The 16,054-nt window shown below is 67.4% G+C and carries 16 protein-coding genes; 4 read left to right on the forward strand and 12 right to left on the reverse strand.

Features of this window, described 5'->3' with window-relative positions; translation table 11 throughout:
• Positions 1 to 18 precede the first annotated feature (18 nt).
• The 9 genes from CCONF_RS07215 to rimP all read right to left on the reverse strand — a co-directional run bounded on the left by CCONF_RS07215 (position 19) and on the right by rimP (position 9,471).
• Positions 19 to 687: a 4'-phosphopantetheinyl transferase family protein gene (locus CCONF_RS07215; protein ID WP_290222184.1), complete on the reverse strand. Its 669-nt coding sequence runs from the start codon at positions 685 to 687 to the stop codon at positions 19 to 21.
• A gap of 2 nt (positions 688 to 689) precedes the next feature.
• The gene (locus CCONF_RS07220; RefSeq protein WP_290222188.1) at positions 690 to 1,496 is read right to left on the reverse strand and encodes a metallophosphoesterase family protein; all 807 of its coding nucleotides are present in this window, start codon (positions 1,494 to 1,496) and stop codon (positions 690 to 692) included.
• 38 nt (positions 1,497 to 1,534) lie between these two features.
• The gene (locus CCONF_RS07225) at positions 1,535 to 2,929 is read right to left on the reverse strand and encodes an MATE family efflux transporter (protein ID WP_290222190.1); all 1,395 of its coding nucleotides are present in this window, start codon (positions 2,927 to 2,929) and stop codon (positions 1,535 to 1,537) included.
• On the reverse strand, positions 2,929 to 3,897 hold the full coding sequence (locus tag CCONF_RS07230; protein ID WP_290222193.1) for a DHH family phosphoesterase: 969 nt from the start codon (positions 3,895 to 3,897) through the stop codon (positions 2,929 to 2,931). Before CCONF_RS07230 ends, CCONF_RS07225 begins: the two co-directional genes overlap by 1 nt.
• Positions 3,898 to 3,901: 4 nt before the next feature.
• The gene (rbfA, locus tag CCONF_RS07235; RefSeq protein ID WP_070768491.1) at positions 3,902 to 4,339 is read right to left on the reverse strand and encodes a 30S ribosome-binding factor RbfA; all 438 of its coding nucleotides are present in this window, start codon (positions 4,337 to 4,339) and stop codon (positions 3,902 to 3,904) included.
• Positions 4,340 to 4,503: 164 nt separating this feature from the next.
• On the reverse strand, positions 4,504 to 7,281 hold the full coding sequence (gene infB / locus CCONF_RS07240) for a translation initiation factor IF-2 (protein WP_290222197.1): 2,778 nt from the start codon (positions 7,279 to 7,281) through the stop codon (positions 4,504 to 4,506).
• A 107-nt stretch (positions 7,282 to 7,388) separates the two neighbouring features.
• Positions 7,389 to 7,748 (reverse strand): YlxR family protein, encoded by a 360-nt coding sequence (locus CCONF_RS07245; RefSeq protein ID WP_290222199.1) that lies wholly within the window; start codon positions 7,746 to 7,748, stop codon positions 7,389 to 7,391.
• A gap of 133 nt (positions 7,749 to 7,881) precedes the next feature.
• Entirely contained in the window at positions 7,882 to 8,898 is a 1,017-nt protein-coding gene (gene nusA / locus CCONF_RS07250; protein WP_290222201.1) for a transcription termination factor NusA, read from the reverse strand.
• 15 nt (positions 8,899 to 8,913) lie between these two features.
• Positions 8,914 to 9,471 (reverse strand): ribosome maturation factor RimP, encoded by a 558-nt coding sequence (gene rimP, locus CCONF_RS07255; RefSeq protein WP_290222203.1) that lies wholly within the window; start codon positions 9,469 to 9,471, stop codon positions 8,914 to 8,916.
• Positions 9,472 to 9,508: 37 nt separating this feature from the next.
• On the opposite strand from rimP, the gene CCONF_RS07260 reads away from it, so the two are divergent.
• The gene (locus CCONF_RS07260) at positions 9,509 to 10,420 is read left to right on the forward strand and encodes a DUF4439 domain-containing protein (RefSeq protein ID WP_290222205.1); all 912 of its coding nucleotides are present in this window, start codon (positions 9,509 to 9,511) and stop codon (positions 10,418 to 10,420) included.
• Positions 10,421 to 10,639: 219 nt separating this feature from the next.
• On the forward strand, positions 10,640 to 10,969 hold the full coding sequence (locus tag CCONF_RS07265) for a transglycosylase family protein (protein WP_290222207.1): 330 nt from the start codon (positions 10,640 to 10,642) through the stop codon (positions 10,967 to 10,969).
• On the opposite strand, the gene CCONF_RS07270 is transcribed toward CCONF_RS07265, so the two are convergent.
• Together CCONF_RS07270 and CCONF_RS07275 are read right to left on the reverse strand one after the other, a co-directional pair.
• Positions 10,966 to 11,208, reverse strand: coding sequence for a DoxX-related protein (locus CCONF_RS07270; RefSeq protein WP_290222209.1), 243 nt, complete (start codon positions 11,206 to 11,208; stop codon positions 10,966 to 10,968). The two genes, CCONF_RS07265 and CCONF_RS07270, sit on opposite strands and share 4 nt — an antisense overlap.
• A 60-nt stretch (positions 11,209 to 11,268) precedes the next feature.
• Complete coding sequence (locus CCONF_RS07275) at positions 11,269 to 13,029, reverse strand: proline--tRNA ligase (protein ID WP_290222211.1); 1,761 nt, start codon at positions 13,027 to 13,029, stop codon at positions 11,269 to 11,271.
• Between the two features lie 30 nt (positions 13,030 to 13,059).
• Here CCONF_RS07275 and yaaA point away from each other — a divergent pair, with 30 nt between their 5' ends.
• A complete protein-coding gene (gene yaaA, locus CCONF_RS07280) occupies positions 13,060 to 13,824 on the forward strand; it encodes a peroxide stress protein YaaA (RefSeq protein WP_290222213.1) in 765 nt (254 codons plus the stop codon).
• Positions 13,825 to 13,843: 19 nt separating this feature from the next.
• On the opposite strand, the gene CCONF_RS07285 is transcribed toward yaaA, so the two are convergent.
• A complete protein-coding gene (locus tag CCONF_RS07285; protein WP_290222216.1) occupies positions 13,844 to 15,136 on the reverse strand; it encodes a DUF4921 family protein in 1,293 nt (430 codons plus the stop codon).
• A gap of 51 nt (positions 15,137 to 15,187) precedes the next feature.
• Here CCONF_RS07285 and CCONF_RS07290 point away from each other — a divergent pair, with 51 nt between their 5' ends.
• Positions 15,188 to 16,054 (forward strand): PhzF family phenazine biosynthesis protein, encoded by an 867-nt coding sequence (locus CCONF_RS07290; protein ID WP_290222218.1) that lies wholly within the window; start codon positions 15,188 to 15,190, stop codon positions 16,052 to 16,054.

The raw sequence follows: 16,054 nt of genomic DNA on the forward strand, positions 1-16,054 counted from the left end.
CCGGCCCGGATTCCGGGTTCAGGGAGAGTTGACGTCCACCGTCGTAGCGACCACCACGTAACCGTCTCGGACCAGCCAGCGTCCGGAGATAAAGGGCACGGGGGTGGGCCTGACCAAAAGATAAGAAATCAGCGTGCCGTCCTCGCGCAGGTCGATCTCGGCCTGCTCGAAACCCAACCAGCGGTCCGTCATGGGGAACCACGCCTTGTAGGTGGCTTCCTTGGCGCAAAACAGCAGCCGGTCGGCAAACGGGATGCCCGCGGCGCGCAGCCGGTAGAGCTGGGGGATTTCGCCGGAGCGGGCGATCATCGCCAGCACGCCCTCCGGCAGCTCTTCGGCCGGTTCGGCGTCTAGTCCCAACGAGCGCACTTTGGTGGTGGGCGCCGCCACGGCCGCGCGGAAACCCTCGGTGTGTGTCATGGAGCCGGTAAACCCCTCCGGCCAGAGCGGCTTGCCCCGCTCGCCGCGCAGGATCGGCTCGCTGCCGGTGTAGCCGGCCTCCCGCAGGGCCTCGTGGGCGCACCAGCGGGCGTCGCCGAACTCGGATTTACGGACGTTGACCGACCGGGAGACGATGGATTGCTCCAGCGGGTGCAGCGCCTGGAAATTCACCAGGTCGGAATGCTCCGAGCGGGTCCGCACGTAGCAGAACCGGGCGGAGTCCGGGAACAGGCTTGGTTCGAGCATGATCACTCCTCCTCCCGCAAGACCGGGTAGGGCCAGGTTTGCCGGTGTTCGGCTCCCCACTGGCGCCACTGGCGCGGGTAGCCCAGGGAAACCTCGTGGTGCTTCACGCCATCGACCACGGTCGTGCCCGGCATATGCAGATGGCCGTAAATGACGGCGCTGGCGTCGTAGCGCTTAGCCCAGGAGCGGGTATGGCGCGTGCCGCACCACAGGCTGATCTCCGGGATCCCCAGCCGCAGCGTCGGCTCCTGGACCAGCGGCCAGTGGTTGACCAGCACCGTCGGGCCGGAAATCCGGGACAGGCGCTTGATGGTATAGGCCAGCCGGTCCCAGCACCAGGCACGGATGTCCACGAAAGGCGCGATGGCGAAGTCGTCCGTCATCACCAGCTGCGCCTCCCGCGCGGCGGCCAAGGCCTCCTCCACGCTGACGCCGGGACGACGGAAGCTGTAGTCGTAGAGAGTGAACAGGCCGGCCACCGTGTGCCCGGCGAAGACCGGGTACGGGTCCTCCGGGGTGTAGATGCCTAGGTCCCGGCAGCCGGCGACGAGCTCGTCGTATTTTTCGCGGCCGCGGTAGCGATCCCCCGACCGGCTGAACAGCTCGTGGTTGCCGGGGACCCAGATGACCTCGGCGAAGCGGGATTTTAGCTGCCGCAGCACCCGCAGCACGAGCTCGCTGCGCTCCGCGACGTCGCCGGCGACGATGAGCCAGTCGTGGGGGTTGTTCGGCGCCAAGCCGTCGATGTGCGGCGTGTTCGCCTTCACGGCGGCGTGCAGGTCCGCGACCGCCCACAGGGTGCGTGGCACCTGGTCCTCCTCGTTGTCGCTGTCGGTTCAGTTGGCTGCTATTCCGCCTCCGCCACCGCGCGGGGTTCGACGACTGCCCAGCGCATGGAGTAGAAACGGTATACCACCGCGATTGTACGCAAGGCGATAAACGCTCCGAGGCCCAACCAAATCCCCAGCAGCCCCCCGTCCGCGGCATAGGCCAACCAGATGCCGGGCAAAAAGCCCACCAGGACCGAACCGATGGTGATATTGCGCAGGTAAGCGGCGTCGCCCGCGCCCAGCAACACACCGTCGAAGGCGAAGAGGATGCCGCCGGCGACCACCATCGCCACCATGACCCACCAGGGCCCGCGCATGGCCTCAATCACCGCGTCGGAATTGGTAAAGATCCGCGGGATGACCCCGGCGCCCAGCGCAAAAATCGCGGCGAGTGCCGCGGCGAAGCCGGCCGAATAGTGCATGATGCGCCCGCCCGTGCGGCGGGCGGCCTGCGCCGAACCGGCGCCCAGGGCCGCGCCGATGAGGGTCTGCGCCGCGATCGCCAGAGAATCCAACACGAGCGTCAGGAAGTTCCACAGCTGCAGCATGACCTGGTGCGCGGCCAGGGAGGCCGTGCCGAAGCGGCCCGCCACGGCGGCCGCGGACAGAAAGGCGACCTGGAAGCTCAACGAGCGCAGGATGAGGTCCCGGCCCAGCACCAGCTGGCGGCCGATGACCCGCGGGCGGACCTTCCAGGACCCGCCGTGCTGCCGGGCCAGCTCGATGAGAAAGAGCGTGGCTACGATCCCCATGCCCAGCACGTTGGCCGCCGCGGAGCCCGGCAGGCCCCAGAGGTGGACGAAGATGGGCACGCAGATAGCCCCGGGGATGACCCCGGCCAGGGTAAAGACCAGGGGTTTGCGGGTGTTTTGCACGCCGCGCATCCAGCCGTTGCCGGCCATGACCACCAGGGTGATGGGGATGGCCAGAGCCGCGATGTGAAGCCACTGGGCCGCCCGCGCGGCGGTGTCGGCGTTGCCGGTCATCCACCACGTGATCTGCTCGGCAAAAAGCCACATGAGAACCGCCAGCGCCGTACCCACGCCGAGGGCCACCCAGGTGGCCTGGATACCTTCGGCGACGGCCTCCGCGCGCTTGCCCGCCCCGTACAGGCGCGCGCCGCGGGCCGTGGTGCCATAAGACAAAAACGTCAGCTGCGTGGTCACTACCGACTGCACCGCGGCGGCTGCGCCCAGCGCCGCCAAATCCTCGGCACCCAAACGGCCGACGACGGCGGTATCAAACAGGAGGTAGAGCGGCATCGCGGCCAGCACGCCCAGCGCGGGAAGTGCGAGCCCCAGGATGCGCCGCAGAGTAACCTCCGGGGCCTTCCCGCCGGTCGGTTCGCCGCTGGCATCAACGGCAGTCGTACCAGCTAGGCTGGTATCGGCAGAGTTTTCGTCTTTAGTCATTAATACGTTCGTACAACTTCCACTAATTTCTCAGTGATTTCTTCCGGGGTGCCGTGGGCGGTGTAGCCGGCGGCCGGGACGTGCCCGCCGCCGCCGAAGCGCAGGGCGATAGACGAGCAGTCCACGACCGAGGACCGCAGCGAAGTCGCAAAGACCCCCGGCGCCTGCTCCTTGAACACGACGCCGATATCCGTGCCGTCCAGGGCGCGGACGAACTCCACCAGGGACTCAACGGCGGCATCGGAGTGGTCCCCGATATCGGCCAGGCGGCCGACCAGCACGCCGAGCGTGTGGGAGCCGGCCTCCACTACCTGCACGCCAGCGAGGACCCGGCCGAGCATCTGCAGATCGGAAGCGGTGGTGCTATCGAGCAGTTCCACCGCGATCTGTTTGGTATCGAGCCCGTAGTGCATCAGGCGCGCGGCGTATTCGTGCATGGCCGGACGGCCCCACCTAAAGCTACCGGTGTCCGTGACCAGCCCGGCGTAGAGCGCGTGCGCGATGTCCTTGTCCATCTGCACATCGAGCATGTCGAGGATCTGCGTCAGGGCCACGGTGGTGGACTCACAATCGCAGTCCACCAGGTTGACCGAGCCGAAGCCGGGGTTCGAGTAGTGGTGATCGATGCAGACCACCCGCCCGGCCGCCGCCTGCCCCTCCACCGCCTGGGCCAGCGAGCCGGTGCGATCCAGCGAGCCGCAGTCCACGGTAACGTACAGGTCATAGCCGTCCGGCAGGTCGTCAACGAGCTCGACGGCCTCCGCGCCGGGGATGGTGAGCAGGTTGCGGGAGATCTCCCGGCGCTGCCCGATGACGACGCGGGTGGTTTTGTCGAACTGCCGCAGCGCCATATTCAACGCGCAGGCCGATCCCACCGCGTCGGCATCCGGTCGCAGGTGGGTGATGATGCACACGCTTCTCGCCGCGCGCATCACCGCCACTACCCGCTCATAGTCCTGTTCGAGCACGGATTTACTCGCTTTCCTTCTCCTTATACGGGTTTGCCTCGCCGGCCGGCTGGGCGTTTTCCTTCAGCTTCGCCAGCTCGGCGTCGCGGGCGCGCGCCTTTTCCAGCAGCTGCTCCATGTGCGCGGACGACTCCGGCACGGTGTCGACCTCAAAGCTCAGCGTCGGCGTAAACCGTACGCCCAGCTGGTCGCCGACCAGCTTGCGCAGCTGCCCGCGGGCGCGGTGCAGGGCCTCCGCGGCGGCGTCGAAGTCCGGCTCGTCGTCGATGTCGCGGCCGCGGACCGTGTAGTAGACCGTCGCGTCGTGCAGATCCCCGGTCACGCGGGTGTCGGTGACCGTCACCAGCTCCACGCGGCGGTCCTTGATGTTGTGTTCAAGGGCGTTAGCAACAATTGCCTGAATCCTCTTCGCCATGCGACCCGCGCGTGCGTGGTCTGCCATTGCTCCTCCTAGACCTGAGTTGGAAAAATCGATCTTCAAGCTAATCTATTCTAGCTTCCCCGCGCAACGAAAAATCCCCGGCACACACTATAGCGTGGCGGGGACATTCGATACCGGTAGTAGGCCTACCAGTCAGCGCCAGCTAGTTGCTGGCTCGAGTCGAACTAGTCGCGCGGGACCTCGACCTCTTCGAAGGCCTGGATCTGGTCGCCGACCTGGATGTCCGGGAAGGACAGGACCATACCGCACTCGTAGCCGGCGTTGATCTCGTTCGCGTCGTCCTTCTCGTGCCGCAGCGACTCGATGCGGGCATCACTGGCGATGACGTTGCCATCGCGCACGATGCGCACCTTGCCGTTGCGCTTGACCTGGCCCTCGGTGACCATACAGCCAGCGATGGTGCCCACGGCGGAGGACTTGAATAGCGCACGGATTTCGGCCGCGCCGGTCTCGCGCTCCTCGTAGATGGGCTTGAGCATGCCCTTGAGGGCCTTCTCCACGTCCTCGATGGCGCGGTAGATAACCGTGTAGTAGCGGATATCCACGCCCTCCTGGTTGGCCTCGTTGGTCGCCTTGCCCTCAGCGCGCACGTTGAAGGCGATGATGACGGCGTCGGAGGCGGCTGCCAGGGTGACGTTGGTCTGGGTGACCGCACCGACACCGCGGTCGATGACATTGAGCTGAACCTCGTCGTCGACCTTGATGTCCAGCAGGGCGTCTTCCAGAGCCTCGACCGAACCGGCGTTGTCGCCCTTGAGGATGAGGTTCAGCGTCGAAGTCTCCTTCAGCACCGCGTCCAGATCCTCCAGGGAGACGCGCTTGCGGGCCTTGGCCTGCATAGCGGAACGCTTGCGGGCGTCACGCTGGGCCGCGATCTGGCGGGCCACGCGGTCGTCTTCGACCACCAGCAGGTTGTCGCCGGCGCCCGGGACACCGTTGAGGCCCTGGACCTGGACCGGGCGGGACGGGCCCGCCTCTTCCACGTCGTTGCCGAACTCGTCGAGCATACGGCGCACGCGACCGAAGGAGTCGCCCACGACGATGGAGTCGCCGATGCGCAGCGTACCGCGCTGGACGATGACCGTAGCCACCGGGCCGCGGCCGCGGTCCAGGTAGGCCTCGATGGCCACTCCCTGGGCGTCCATGTCCGGGTTGGCGGTCAGCTCGAGGGCCGCGTCCGCGGTCAGGACGACCGCCTCCAGCAGCTCCTCGATGTTCTGGCCCCCCTTGGCGGAGATGTCCACGAACATGGTGTCGCCGCCGTACTCTTCCGGAACCAGGCCGTACTCGGTGAGCTGGCCACGGATCTTGTCCGGCTGAGCCTCCGGCTTATCGATCTTGTTCACCGCGACCACGACCGGGATGTCCGCGGCCTTGGCGTGGTTGATGGCCTCAATGGTCTGCGGCATGACGCCGTCGTCAGCGGCCACGACCAGGATGGCCAGGTCCGTGGACTTGGCACCGCGGGCACGCATGGCGGTAAACGCCTCGTGGCCCGGGGTATCCAGGAAGGTGATGGCGCGATCGCCGCCGTCGACCTCCACGTCCACCTGGTAGGCGCCGATGCCCTGGGTAATACCGCCGGCCTCGCCCTCGCGCTCGTTGGTCTTACGGATGGTGTCCAACAGGCGGGTCTTACCGTGGTCGACGTGGCCCATGACGGTAACCACTGGCGGGCGCTTAGCGAGGTCTTCCTCGCTGCCCTCGTCCTCACCGAACTGCAGGTCGAAGGACTCGAGCAGCTCGCGGTCCTCGTCCTCCGGGGAGACGACCTCGACCTTGTAGTTAATCTCGGCACCCAGCAGCTGCAGGGTCTCCTCCGAGACGGAGGCGGTAGCGGTCACCATCTCGCCCAGGTTGAACAGCGCCTGGACCAGGGCGGCCGGATCCGCGCCGATCTTCTCGGCGAAGTCCGCCAGCGAAGCACCACGGCGCAGACGCACGGTCTTGCCGCCGCCGTCGGGCAGGCGAACGCCGCCGACGACGTGCTTCTGCTGCTCCTCAAACTCATGCCGCTTCTGACGCTTCGACTTCTTGCCCTTGCGGGGTGCGCCGCCCGGACGGCCGAATGCGCCGGCGGTACCGCCGCGACGGCCGCCGCGTCCACCGCGGAAGCCACCCGGACCGCGGCCCGGTCCGCCACCGCGGCCGCGACCACCCCGGCCGCCACCGCCGCCATTGGCGGACTTGGACGGCATGGAGGCGGGGTTCGGGTGCGACGGCATCATCGCCGGGGTAGGACGGCGACCGCCGCCCTGACCGCCGGAGGACTGACCGCCGCGCGGCTTGTTGTCACCGCGGCCCTGGCCCGGCTTGTTGCCGCCGGAACGCGGCCCCTTGGTCCCGCCCGGACGCGGGCCACCCTTGCCGCCACCGCGCGGCTCGCTGGAGCCGCCAGTGGAAAACGGGTTGTTGGCCACCCGGCGGGTGCCACCCGGCTTCGGCATCGGGCGCGGCATAGCGTTGCCCGGGGTCGGGCGCTCGCCGCCGCGCGACTTGTTGTCGCCACGGCCCTGGCCCGGCTTCGGGGCAGCCTTGCCTGCACCCGGCTTCGGGGCTTCCTGGCCCGGCTTCGGGGCAGCCGCCTTGCCGGAGCCCGGCTTAGGCGCGCCCGGCTTGGGGGCAGCCTGGCCAGCGCCCGGCTTCGGAGCGGACTTACCGGCGCCCGACTTCGGCGCGGCAGACTTGTTCGAGCCCGGCTTCGGGGCAGCCTTGCCGGCACCCGGCTTGGGCTTGGATTGGTTGGCGGACTTCTGCTCGGCGGCGTTGTCGCCGCCGCCCTGCGCCTCATAGTGGGCGCGCATCTTCTTGACCACCGGCGGTTCGATGGTGGACGAGGCGGTCTTAACGAACTCGCCTTGTTCCTTCAGGGTTGCGAGCAGTTCCTTGCTGGTTACACCGAGCTGTTTAGCCAGCTCGTGAACACGTAGCTTTCCGGCCACTTGTCTCCTCTTGGGTTAGCTAGAGGCCATAAGCGCCGGAAAGGCGGTCATGACCCCTAGGATTTACGTAGGACTTTCATCGCTGATGCTTCATCGTTGTGCGCTCATCAGTGTTCGGTCTTCCTTACAATCTCAGGGTCTTCCCCGCGGCCGTTGCCGGCCGCGGCATGAGGTTCCTTGGCGGCTTTGGCCTCCAAGTACTTTCGAATCTGACCTGTGTCCACAGCTGCAGACACGCGAAGAGCCCGCCCGAAGGCGCGCCTTTTCTCCGCTAGCTCGTAGGCAGCCAGGGTGGGCTGGATCCACGCTCCCCTCCCCGGATATGAACGCTGCGGATCAGGCACGGCGATGACCGTGCCGTCTGGTGCGGTGGTTGCCACCACGCGCAGCAATTCCGAGTCAGGATGCGTCGTTCGGTGGGCGATACAAGTGCGAAGCCGGATGGGCCGGGCCCGATTAGCTCGCACTCATTACCTCCGAATCTTAGCTCTGCTCCATGAAACCTGGCCGCGTTAGGGCCGTCCAATAGTTTACGGCAAAGTGGACTAAAAATGAACTTAGGCCCCACACTCCGCGTGTGGGGCCTAGGTTATCTCGCGCCTATTCGTGGGCGGCGGCGTCCGCGTCCGAATGGATGTCAATCTTCCAGCCGGTCAGGCGCGCGGCCAGGCGGGCGTTTTGGCCTTCCTTACCGATGGCCAGGGACAGCTGGTAGTCCGGCACGGTCACGCGGGCGACCTGAGCGTCTGGGTCGAGCACCTCGACGCGCACCACCTTGGACGGGGCCAGGGCGTTGCCGACGTAGACCTCCGGGGAATCGTGGTAGTCGATGATGTCGATCTTCTCGCCACCGAGCTCGCGCATGATGTTGTTCACGCGCTGACCGCGGGGGCCGATGCAGGCGCCCTTGGCGTTGAGCCCCTTGACGGTGCCGCGCACGGAGACCTTCGAGCGGTGACCAGCCTCGCGGGCGATCGCCAGGATCTCCACGACCTTATCGGCGACCTCCGGGACCTCGAGCTCGAAGAGCCCGCGGACCAGCTCCGGGTGGGTGCGCGAGAGGTTGATCTGGACATTGTTGCCGTTGCGGCTGACCCCTACGACGTAGGCCTTTACACGGTCGCCGTGCTCCAGCTTCTCGCCCGGGATCTGCTCGGCGGGCAGCAGGATGCCGTCCTGGGGCTCGGCCTCGGTGCCCAGCTGAACGACGATGATGCCGCGGGCGTTCAGCGTGGCTTCGCGCTCGACGATGCCGGAGACCACGGTGCCCTGGATGTGAGAGTAGGAATCGAAAGTGCGATCGGCCTCGGCCATGCGCAGGCGGCCGTAGATGGCCTCGCGGACCGCCCGGGCGCCGACGCGGCCGAAGTTTTCCGGCGTGTCATCGTATTCGGTGGCCAGTTCCCCCGTCTCCGGGTCCAGCTCGCTGACGATGACGGCGACCGCGCCGGTCTCCGAGTCGATGTCCACGCGGGCCTTAGCGTTGTCCCCGGCCGAGCCGCCGCGGTAGTCCAGGTAGGAGCTCAGCAGGGCGCCCGCGATGGAGCGCAGCAGTTCAGATACCGGAACCTCGCGTTCTTTTTCGATAGCTCGCAGTGCCGCCAGATCAATATTCACTTGTCGATCCTCTCGTTAGGCCGAGACGCGCTCGGCCGCATGTTCAAAATCTTCGCGCGCGATTTCCAGCTCGGCGGCTGAAGGTTGCGCGAATTCAATTTCTACCACTGCCCGGGCGATATTAGCCAATCGCAGGATCTCCACCTGGAGGTCTTTCTTGACGGTGCGGACCACAATGACCTCGGTGTTATCCGCGTTGAGCGCCCCCATCCGCCAGACCGTGCGCTGGCCCGGGGCATCGGCCAGCTCGACGGCCACCTGGCGGCCCTGGTTGCGGCGGAAGTGCCGCGGGGCAGTAAGCGGCAGGTCCACGCCCGGGGTGGAGACCTCCAGGGTGTAACCGGCGCCGAAGTTGAGCTCGCCGGCGTCCTCGGCGGCATCAAAGCGCTGGGAGATGAGTTCCGAGACCTCCTCCAGCACGTCCGAGGTCGGCCGCTTATCCCCGTCCACGCGGATGATTACCTGGGATTTCTTGCCCGCCCGCGTGGTCTTGATGTCTTCGACGTCGAGGCCGCGGTCCTGGATGAGCGGTTGCACGAAATCAGTCAATGTTGCCGAGTCTGGGAAAGCCATAACCTCAAGCCTAACCCGACCGGGTACAGTCTCTTGCGTGAATCGCCGAAAGCTTGCTACCCCTGCCGTTGCCGTTATCGCGCTCGTGCCCGCCACGACCGCCTGCCAACCCGTGGTGGACTATTTCGGTCCCCGCCCGGACGCGGCCCTGGTCGAACTGGCCCAGGCCGCGGAAGCAGATGCCCAGGCCTTGCATACCGCCGATCCCGAAAACGCGGATATGCGCCAGGGCCAGGCCGACGCCCTCTACGCGGAGGTCGCCCGCCTGTGCGGCACCCAGGACGGAAAAGTGCCGGAGTCGTGCGAAGTAGAGAACGCCGCCGGAGACACAGCCGACGGACAAACTGCCACGGGCGAAGGCGCGGAAGACTCCGCGGCCGTGCTCACCCGGGCCCGCGACGCGGTGCTCGACCAGCTCACCTCGGTAACGGCCGAGTCCCGCCCCCTAGTCACGGACCAGGCCATCGATCTCTCGGCCGCCGTCAATAGCCTCGCCGCAGACGCCGGCGCTAACGAGGATTCCGAGTCTGATCCCGCGTCCGTGCTGGCAGTCGATGCCCTGGTCCCGGAGCAGGCCGACACCGCGCGCGAGCTTCTGGACTGGGAATACCAGCAATCCTTCGGCCTGGATTTCGCCCGCGCGTTTGCCGAGCCCTGGCTCGTGCCCATCATCGACGCCCGCCTGGATACCCACGCGCACCTGACCGCCCAGCTCCAGCAGGCGCTGGCGGCCACCGGCGACGTTCCCCAGCCGGCCGCCGGCTACGAGCCGGCCCGGCTGGAGCTGCCGTCGGACGCAGCCAGCGCCGAGCAGTTCGTGCGGTCGCTGCGCAAGTCCAACGCCGAGACCTGGCGCGCTGCCGCCACCGACGAGGCCGCGCGCTTGAGCGGGAAGTCGGCCTCCACCGAGTGGCGCGACTGGCTCATCGCGGTCGCCGCCCGCTCCTAACGGTATTCGCGGCGGTTACGCCGGTGCCGTCGCGGGCGGCCCGGCACAGCGGTGAGCTTAACGCCGCCTGAACGGGCGGCCAGCCAATCATTAATGGATTTTGCGGAGGTTTTCATTGCATAGCCGCGGGGGACGATCCTAAATTGGACGACCGTTGGTTGCCGACGGGCCTTGGAGCTCACGCAACCAGGCAGACTTTGCACCCGATTTTAGGAGTTTATGTTTTCCCGGAAGTCTTTCCTGTCCGCCGCAGCCGCTACCGCGATCGGCGTCGCCGGCCTCGCCGCCCCGAACGCCGGCGCCGCTAGCCCCGATGCCTGGCAGCAGGTAGCCGCCTGCGAGTCCGGCGGCGACTGGTCTATCAACACCGGCAACGGGTACTACGGCGGCCTGCAGTTCAACGCCCAGACCTGGGCGGCACACGGCGGCCACCAGTACGCCCCGCAGGCCGACCAGGCCACCCCGGAACAGCAGATCGCCGTGGCGGAAAACGTGCTGGCCACCCAGGGCCCGGGCGCCTGGCCGAACTGCGGTGGCCCGCTAGGCTAGTTCGCCTGATAGATACGGCGCGCCAGCTGCAGCATAGGAATCTGCAGCGGCAAGCGCACCACGTGATAGCAGCGCTTCGGCACCGAGCCGGAGCGCTCTTTCCATGCGTGGTAGAAATTCGCCGGCCAGACCGCCAGCAGCAAGGCGTACGCGCTGGCCGCGCCCACCCGGCGGGTTTCCTTGCGCCACAGCAGCCCGGCGGTGGCTAGCTCCCACAGCCCCGAGGCGTAGTTGTACAACCGCGCGTGGCAAAGTGCAGCACTCCCATGCCGCCCAAGGCCGCGGCGAAAACCCGCGCCCTATTCATCGCCACGCACCCGCTCCACCAGGGTGTCGACGATGTCGTCGACCGGGACCTCGAGGGTCTCGCCGCCGCGCACGCGCAGCTCGATGATGCCGTCGGCGAAAGAGCGGCCGAGGATAGCGATGAACGGCATGCCCAGCAGCTCGGCGTCCTTGAACTTCACGCCCGGGGAGACCTTGGGACGGTCGTCGAAGAGCACCTCGATGCCACGCTTGTCGAGCTTGTCGACTAGCTCATCACCGGCGGCCATGGCGGCCTGGTCCTTGTTCGCGACGACCACGTGCACCTGGTACGGGGCGACCTCCACCGGCCAGTTCAGGCCCTTGTCGTCGTGGCGCTGCTCCGCCAGCACAGCCAGCATGCGGGTAATACCGATGCCGTAGGAGCCCATGGTGGGCGTGGCGCGCTTGCCGTTCTCGTCCAGGATGGACACGTTGAAGGCCTCGGTGTACTTGCGGCCCAGCTGGAAGATGTGGCCCAGCTCGATCCCGCGCTCCAAGCGCAGCGTGCCCTGGCCTGCCGGCGCCGGATCGCCCTCCCGGATCTCGGCGGCCTCGACGAACTCGTCGACGTGGTAGTCGCGGCCGGCCACTAGGCCGACGGTGTGGCGCTGCGGCGCGTCCGCGCCGGTGATCCAGGAGGTGCCGCTGACCACGCGCGGGTCGGCGAGCACGCGCACGCCGTTGTCGTTAAGCGCCTTCGGCCCGACGTAGCCCTTGACCAGGAAGTCGTGGCGGGCGAACTCGGCCTCCTCGGCCAGTTCGAACTCGGCCGGCTCGAGGCTGGCTTCCAAGCGCTTCTCGTCCAGCTGGCGGTCGCCCGGGATGAGCACGCCGGCCAGCTCCCAGTCCTCGCCCGGCTGGCGGGTCTTGATGACCATGCACTTGAGGATATCGGCGGCCTCGACGGCCCGGCCGTCGACCTCGATGCCCGCCTCGCGGGCCCAGTCCACCAGGGCCTCGATGGTGGCCGCCTCCGGGGTCTCGTGGATTTCGGCGGCCGGGGCGCCGGCGAAGTCGCGCTCGGCCGGGGCCTGGGTGGCCACGGCCTCGACGTTGGCGGCGTAGTCGCCGTCGGTGGCACGGACGAAGGTGTCCTCGCCCACCGGGGACACGGCTAGGAATTCCTCCGAGGCCGACCCGCCCATCGCGCCTGAGGTAGCCTGGCAGATGGCGTACTCGATCTCCAGGCGGTTGAAGATGTTCTGGTAGGCGCGACGGTGGCGCTGGTAGCTGTCCTCCAGGCCCTCGTCGGTCATGTCGAAGGAGTAGGAATCCTTCATGGTGAACTCGCGCCCGCGGAGCACACCCGCGCGCGGGCGCTCCTCGTCGCGGTACTTGGTCTGGATCTGGTACAAGGTCACCGGGAAATCCTTGTAGGACGAGTACATGTCCTTGACCGCGGTGGTGAACATCTCCTCGTGCGTCGGCCCGAGCAGCATGTCCGCGCCCTTGCGGTCCTTAAGGTGGAAGAGGTTGTCGCCGTACTCGGTCCACCGGTTGGTGTCCTCGTAGGGCTCCCGCGGCAGCAGCGCCGGGAAGAGCACTTCTTGGCCGCCGATGGCGTTCATTTCCTGGCGCACGACGTCCTCGATCTTGCGCAGCGCCCGCAGCCCCAGCGGCAGCCACGTGTAGATGCCCGGCGCGGCTCGGCGCACGTAGCCTGCGCGGACCAGCAGCTTGTGGCTAGGGACTTCCGCATCCGCAGGATCTTCGCGGAGGGTACGTAAAAACAGCTCAGACAGGCGAGTAATCATGTCACAAATATACCCCGCTACCCTAAAGCTATGTTCATCATCCTCCCTCCCTCAGAGACGAAGTCGACCGGCGGTGAAGGCGCTCCCCTGGATCTGGAGTCGCTATCCTTTCCCGCGCTGACCGAAATCCGGCAGGACATAGCCGCGGATCTCTGCGCGCTTGAGCCCCGCGAGGCCCTCGGCGTGCTGGGCATTTCCGAAAAGCTCCTGGCGTCGGCGGAGGCGAACCAGCAGCTTTATGCCACCCCCACTACCCCGGCGCTTTACCGCTATACCGGGGTGCTTTACGACGCCTTGGAGCCGGCCAGCCTGCCGCCGACCGCGCTCGAGCGCCTGGCGGTCGGCTCGGCGCTGTTCGGGGTAGTGCGCGCCGGCGATCTCATCCCGCACTACCGCCTGTCCGGCTCGACCAAGCTGCCCCGGCGCGCCCAGCCCGCGGAGGCCGCGCCCACAATGAAGAAGCGCTGGGGCAAGGCCATCACGGCTGAGCTGCAGAAGCTGCAGGAAGACGGCGAGCTCATCATCGACCTGCGCTCGGGTGCGTACAAGCAGCTGGGCCCGGTGCCCGGCGCGCTGACGCTGCGCATCGAATCCGTGCAGGCGGACGGCAGCCGGAAGGTGGTCAGCCACTTCAACAAGCACTACAAGGGCCTGGCCGCGCGCGAGCTTGCCGGCGCTCAGCGGTGCGCTGACGATGCCGAGGGGGTGGCCGAGCTGCTCAACAGTGCCGGCTTCACGGTGGAGCTACCTGCGACCACCGGCCGGCCCGCCGGGGAACTCACCCTGGTGGTCTAGCCCGCCGCCTATCTGTTCCTTACAGGCTGTAGCGCAGGCAGTTATGCTCGGTGCAGCACTCGTCGCCAAGGCGGATATCCGGGCCCACGTGGCCTTCCGCGTGGGCGTCAGTTAGCGCGTCGAGCACCTTGTCTTTCAGTCCCCAGGGGCTGATGGTGTTGATGTAGATCTTGGTGCCTCCCTCGAAGCCGGCCATCGTCGAGATGCGCAGCTTGATGAGAATCCGCCAGGGCTGCGGCACGGCCACGTCGACGGGCTGGTGATGCCATTCCTCGTTGCAGGCCACGGCCGGGCCCACCGCCGCGTGGGCGGCGTGGACCAGGTCGCTGACGGCCCGCACCTCCTCGGCGCTTTGGCGCCAGGGGCGGCCGATGGCGGACTTGGAGAAGACCTCCAGCGTCGGGTAGCGGTGCCCGAAGCCGGCGAAAAGCACCGCGTGCTGGTTCTCCGCGATGACGAGGTTGTGCTTCGCGGCGTAACCTACCGCCCACTCGTTGTACATGTTCGGGTGGGAGCGCAGCAGCTGGACTTCCCGCTGGGAGGCCATGCCGCGGTCGTCGATGGCCACCAGCTGCTTGTGTAGGTGCTCAAACGACGCCCCCGCCGGCGCCAGCCAGTTCTGGAACGCGGCCACGTAGGAGACGTACCGGTTGTGCTCGTAGAGGTCCCGCATGGAATCGATGCACAGCTGCATCATTCGCAGGTGTTCGTCCGGGGTCAGCCGCCCGGAGGACAACAACCCGCCGGCGCAGTCCACGTGTCGGTCGGCGATGATGACGTCGTGCCCGCCGCCGAAGAAGGGGGCGGCCGCGGCCTGGAATTCCTCCTCGCCGCGGGGAAGTTCCTGCCCGCTGGCTTTGGCCTTCGCCGCGATGATGGCCTCGACGTGGCGGCGGCCCTCCGGGTTCGCGAGGTAGGCCTCCTGGTGGGCGGCGGTGGCGGCATCCATGCGGTAGCCGTAGTTGGCGCGCCAGTAATCGTAGGAGACGATTTCGAACAGGTTGGGCACGCGCCTAAACAGCGGTGCGGTCACGTCGAGTTCCGCGGGCATGGCGTGCCGGACGATGGTCCCGTCGGCCAGGATCCGCGCCTTTTCCGGTGGGGTTTCTAGCTTTCGCCCAGTACAGAAGGCACAGCGCTTATCGTCGTCCCCTTCGGCGGGTTGGGGCGTGCCGTTGGTGGTGGCCAAAGGCCGGTTGCCCCGGCCGGGTACCGTCCACACTTCCGTCCCGGAGAAGGGGTTGACCTGTTTGATGGTGCCGTCGGCCATGGTCTGGATGGGCTCGACGCGGGAAAACAACGGCAAGTTCATGTCCTCTACCTTAGGCGGGATCGCGCGGGCCGACGCGCTAAGATCGCCGCCATGCGCCACGAATATTGCGAGGTCGATGTCTTTGCCACCACCGCCTTTAGCGGCAACCCGCTCGCGGTCGTCGCCGACGCGGATGCTTTAAGCGACCAGCAGATGCAGGCAATTGCCAATTGGACGAACCTGTCCGAGACCGCGTTCCTACTGCGCCCCACCACCCCGGAGGCGGACTACCGGGTGCGGATTTTCACCCCGCGCACCGAGCTCCCCTTCGCCGGGCACCCCACCCTGGGCAGCGCGCGGGCCTGGCTCGCCTTCGGCGGCACCCCGCGCCAGCCCGACCGGCTAACGCAGGAATGCGGCGCGGGACTTATCCCCATCCGCCAGGAGGGCGCCGGCGACGATCCGTTGTTTTTCGCCACCCCACCACTGAAGCAGGAAGGCCCGCTCAATGAGGAAGAGCTGGCCGACAGCTGCCGCGCGATCGGCGTGGACCCGGCCGCGGTCATCTCCCACGCCTGGGTGGACAACGGCCCGGGCTGGCGCATGGTACAGCTCGCCGATGCCGCCGCTGTGCGCGCCATCGGTGCCTTCCGCCCCACCACCCCGCACAAGCTGGGCGTCGTGGGCATGTCTGGACAGGCCAGCGAAAACGTCGACCGCAGCGGCGACGACAAGGACGATTCCCCGGCCTATGTCATCCGGGCGTTCACCCCCGACCACGAGGATCCCGTGACCGGCTCGCTCAACGGCGGGGCCGCCCAGTTCCTGCGCTCCCGGCAAGCCGTGGGGCCGGAGTACTGGGTCAGCCAGGGAACGTGCCGCGGCCGCGCCGGGCGGGTGGAGATCCGAGATGACGGCGACGAACTCTGGGTAGGCGGCCGCGCCACGGTGCGGATCGCCGGCCACGTGGATATTTAA

The sequence above is a fragment of the Corynebacterium confusum genome, from assembly GCF_030408715.1.
In the GTDB taxonomy this organism is placed as follows: Bacteria; Actinomycetota; Actinomycetes; order Mycobacteriales; family Mycobacteriaceae; genus Corynebacterium; species Corynebacterium confusum.

Excerpts from the sequence above, each read along its gene's own strand:
- CCONF_RS07290 (WP_290222218.1), top strand. The coding sequence starts at position 15,188 with ATGCGCCACGAATATTGCGAGGTCGATGTCTTTGCCACCACCGCCTTT.
- CCONF_RS07225 (WP_290222190.1), bottom strand. The coding sequence starts at position 2,929 with ATGACTAAAGACGAAAACTCTGCCGATACCAGCCTAGCTGGTACGACT.
- CCONF_RS07215 (WP_290222184.1), bottom strand. The coding sequence starts at position 687 with ATGCTCGAACCAAGCCTGTTCCCGGACTCCGCCCGGTTCTGCTACGTG.
- CCONF_RS07265 (WP_290222207.1), top strand. The coding sequence starts at position 10,640 with ATGTTTTCCCGGAAGTCTTTCCTGTCCGCCGCAGCCGCTACCGCGATC.
- CCONF_RS07285 (WP_290222216.1), bottom strand. The coding sequence starts at position 15,136 with ATGAACTTGCCGTTGTTTTCCCGCGTCGAGCCCATCCAGACCATGGCC.
- yaaA (WP_290222213.1), top strand. The coding sequence starts at position 13,060 with ATGTTCATCATCCTCCCTCCCTCAGAGACGAAGTCGACCGGCGGTGAA.
- CCONF_RS07275 (WP_290222211.1), bottom strand. The coding sequence starts at position 13,029 with ATGATTACTCGCCTGTCTGAGCTGTTTTTACGTACCCTCCGCGAAGAT.
- rbfA (WP_070768491.1), bottom strand. The coding sequence starts at position 4,339 with ATGGCAGACCACGCACGCGCGGGTCGCATGGCGAAGAGGATTCAGGCA.
- rimP (WP_290222203.1), bottom strand. The coding sequence starts at position 9,471 with ATGGCTTTCCCAGACTCGGCAACATTGACTGATTTCGTGCAACCGCTC.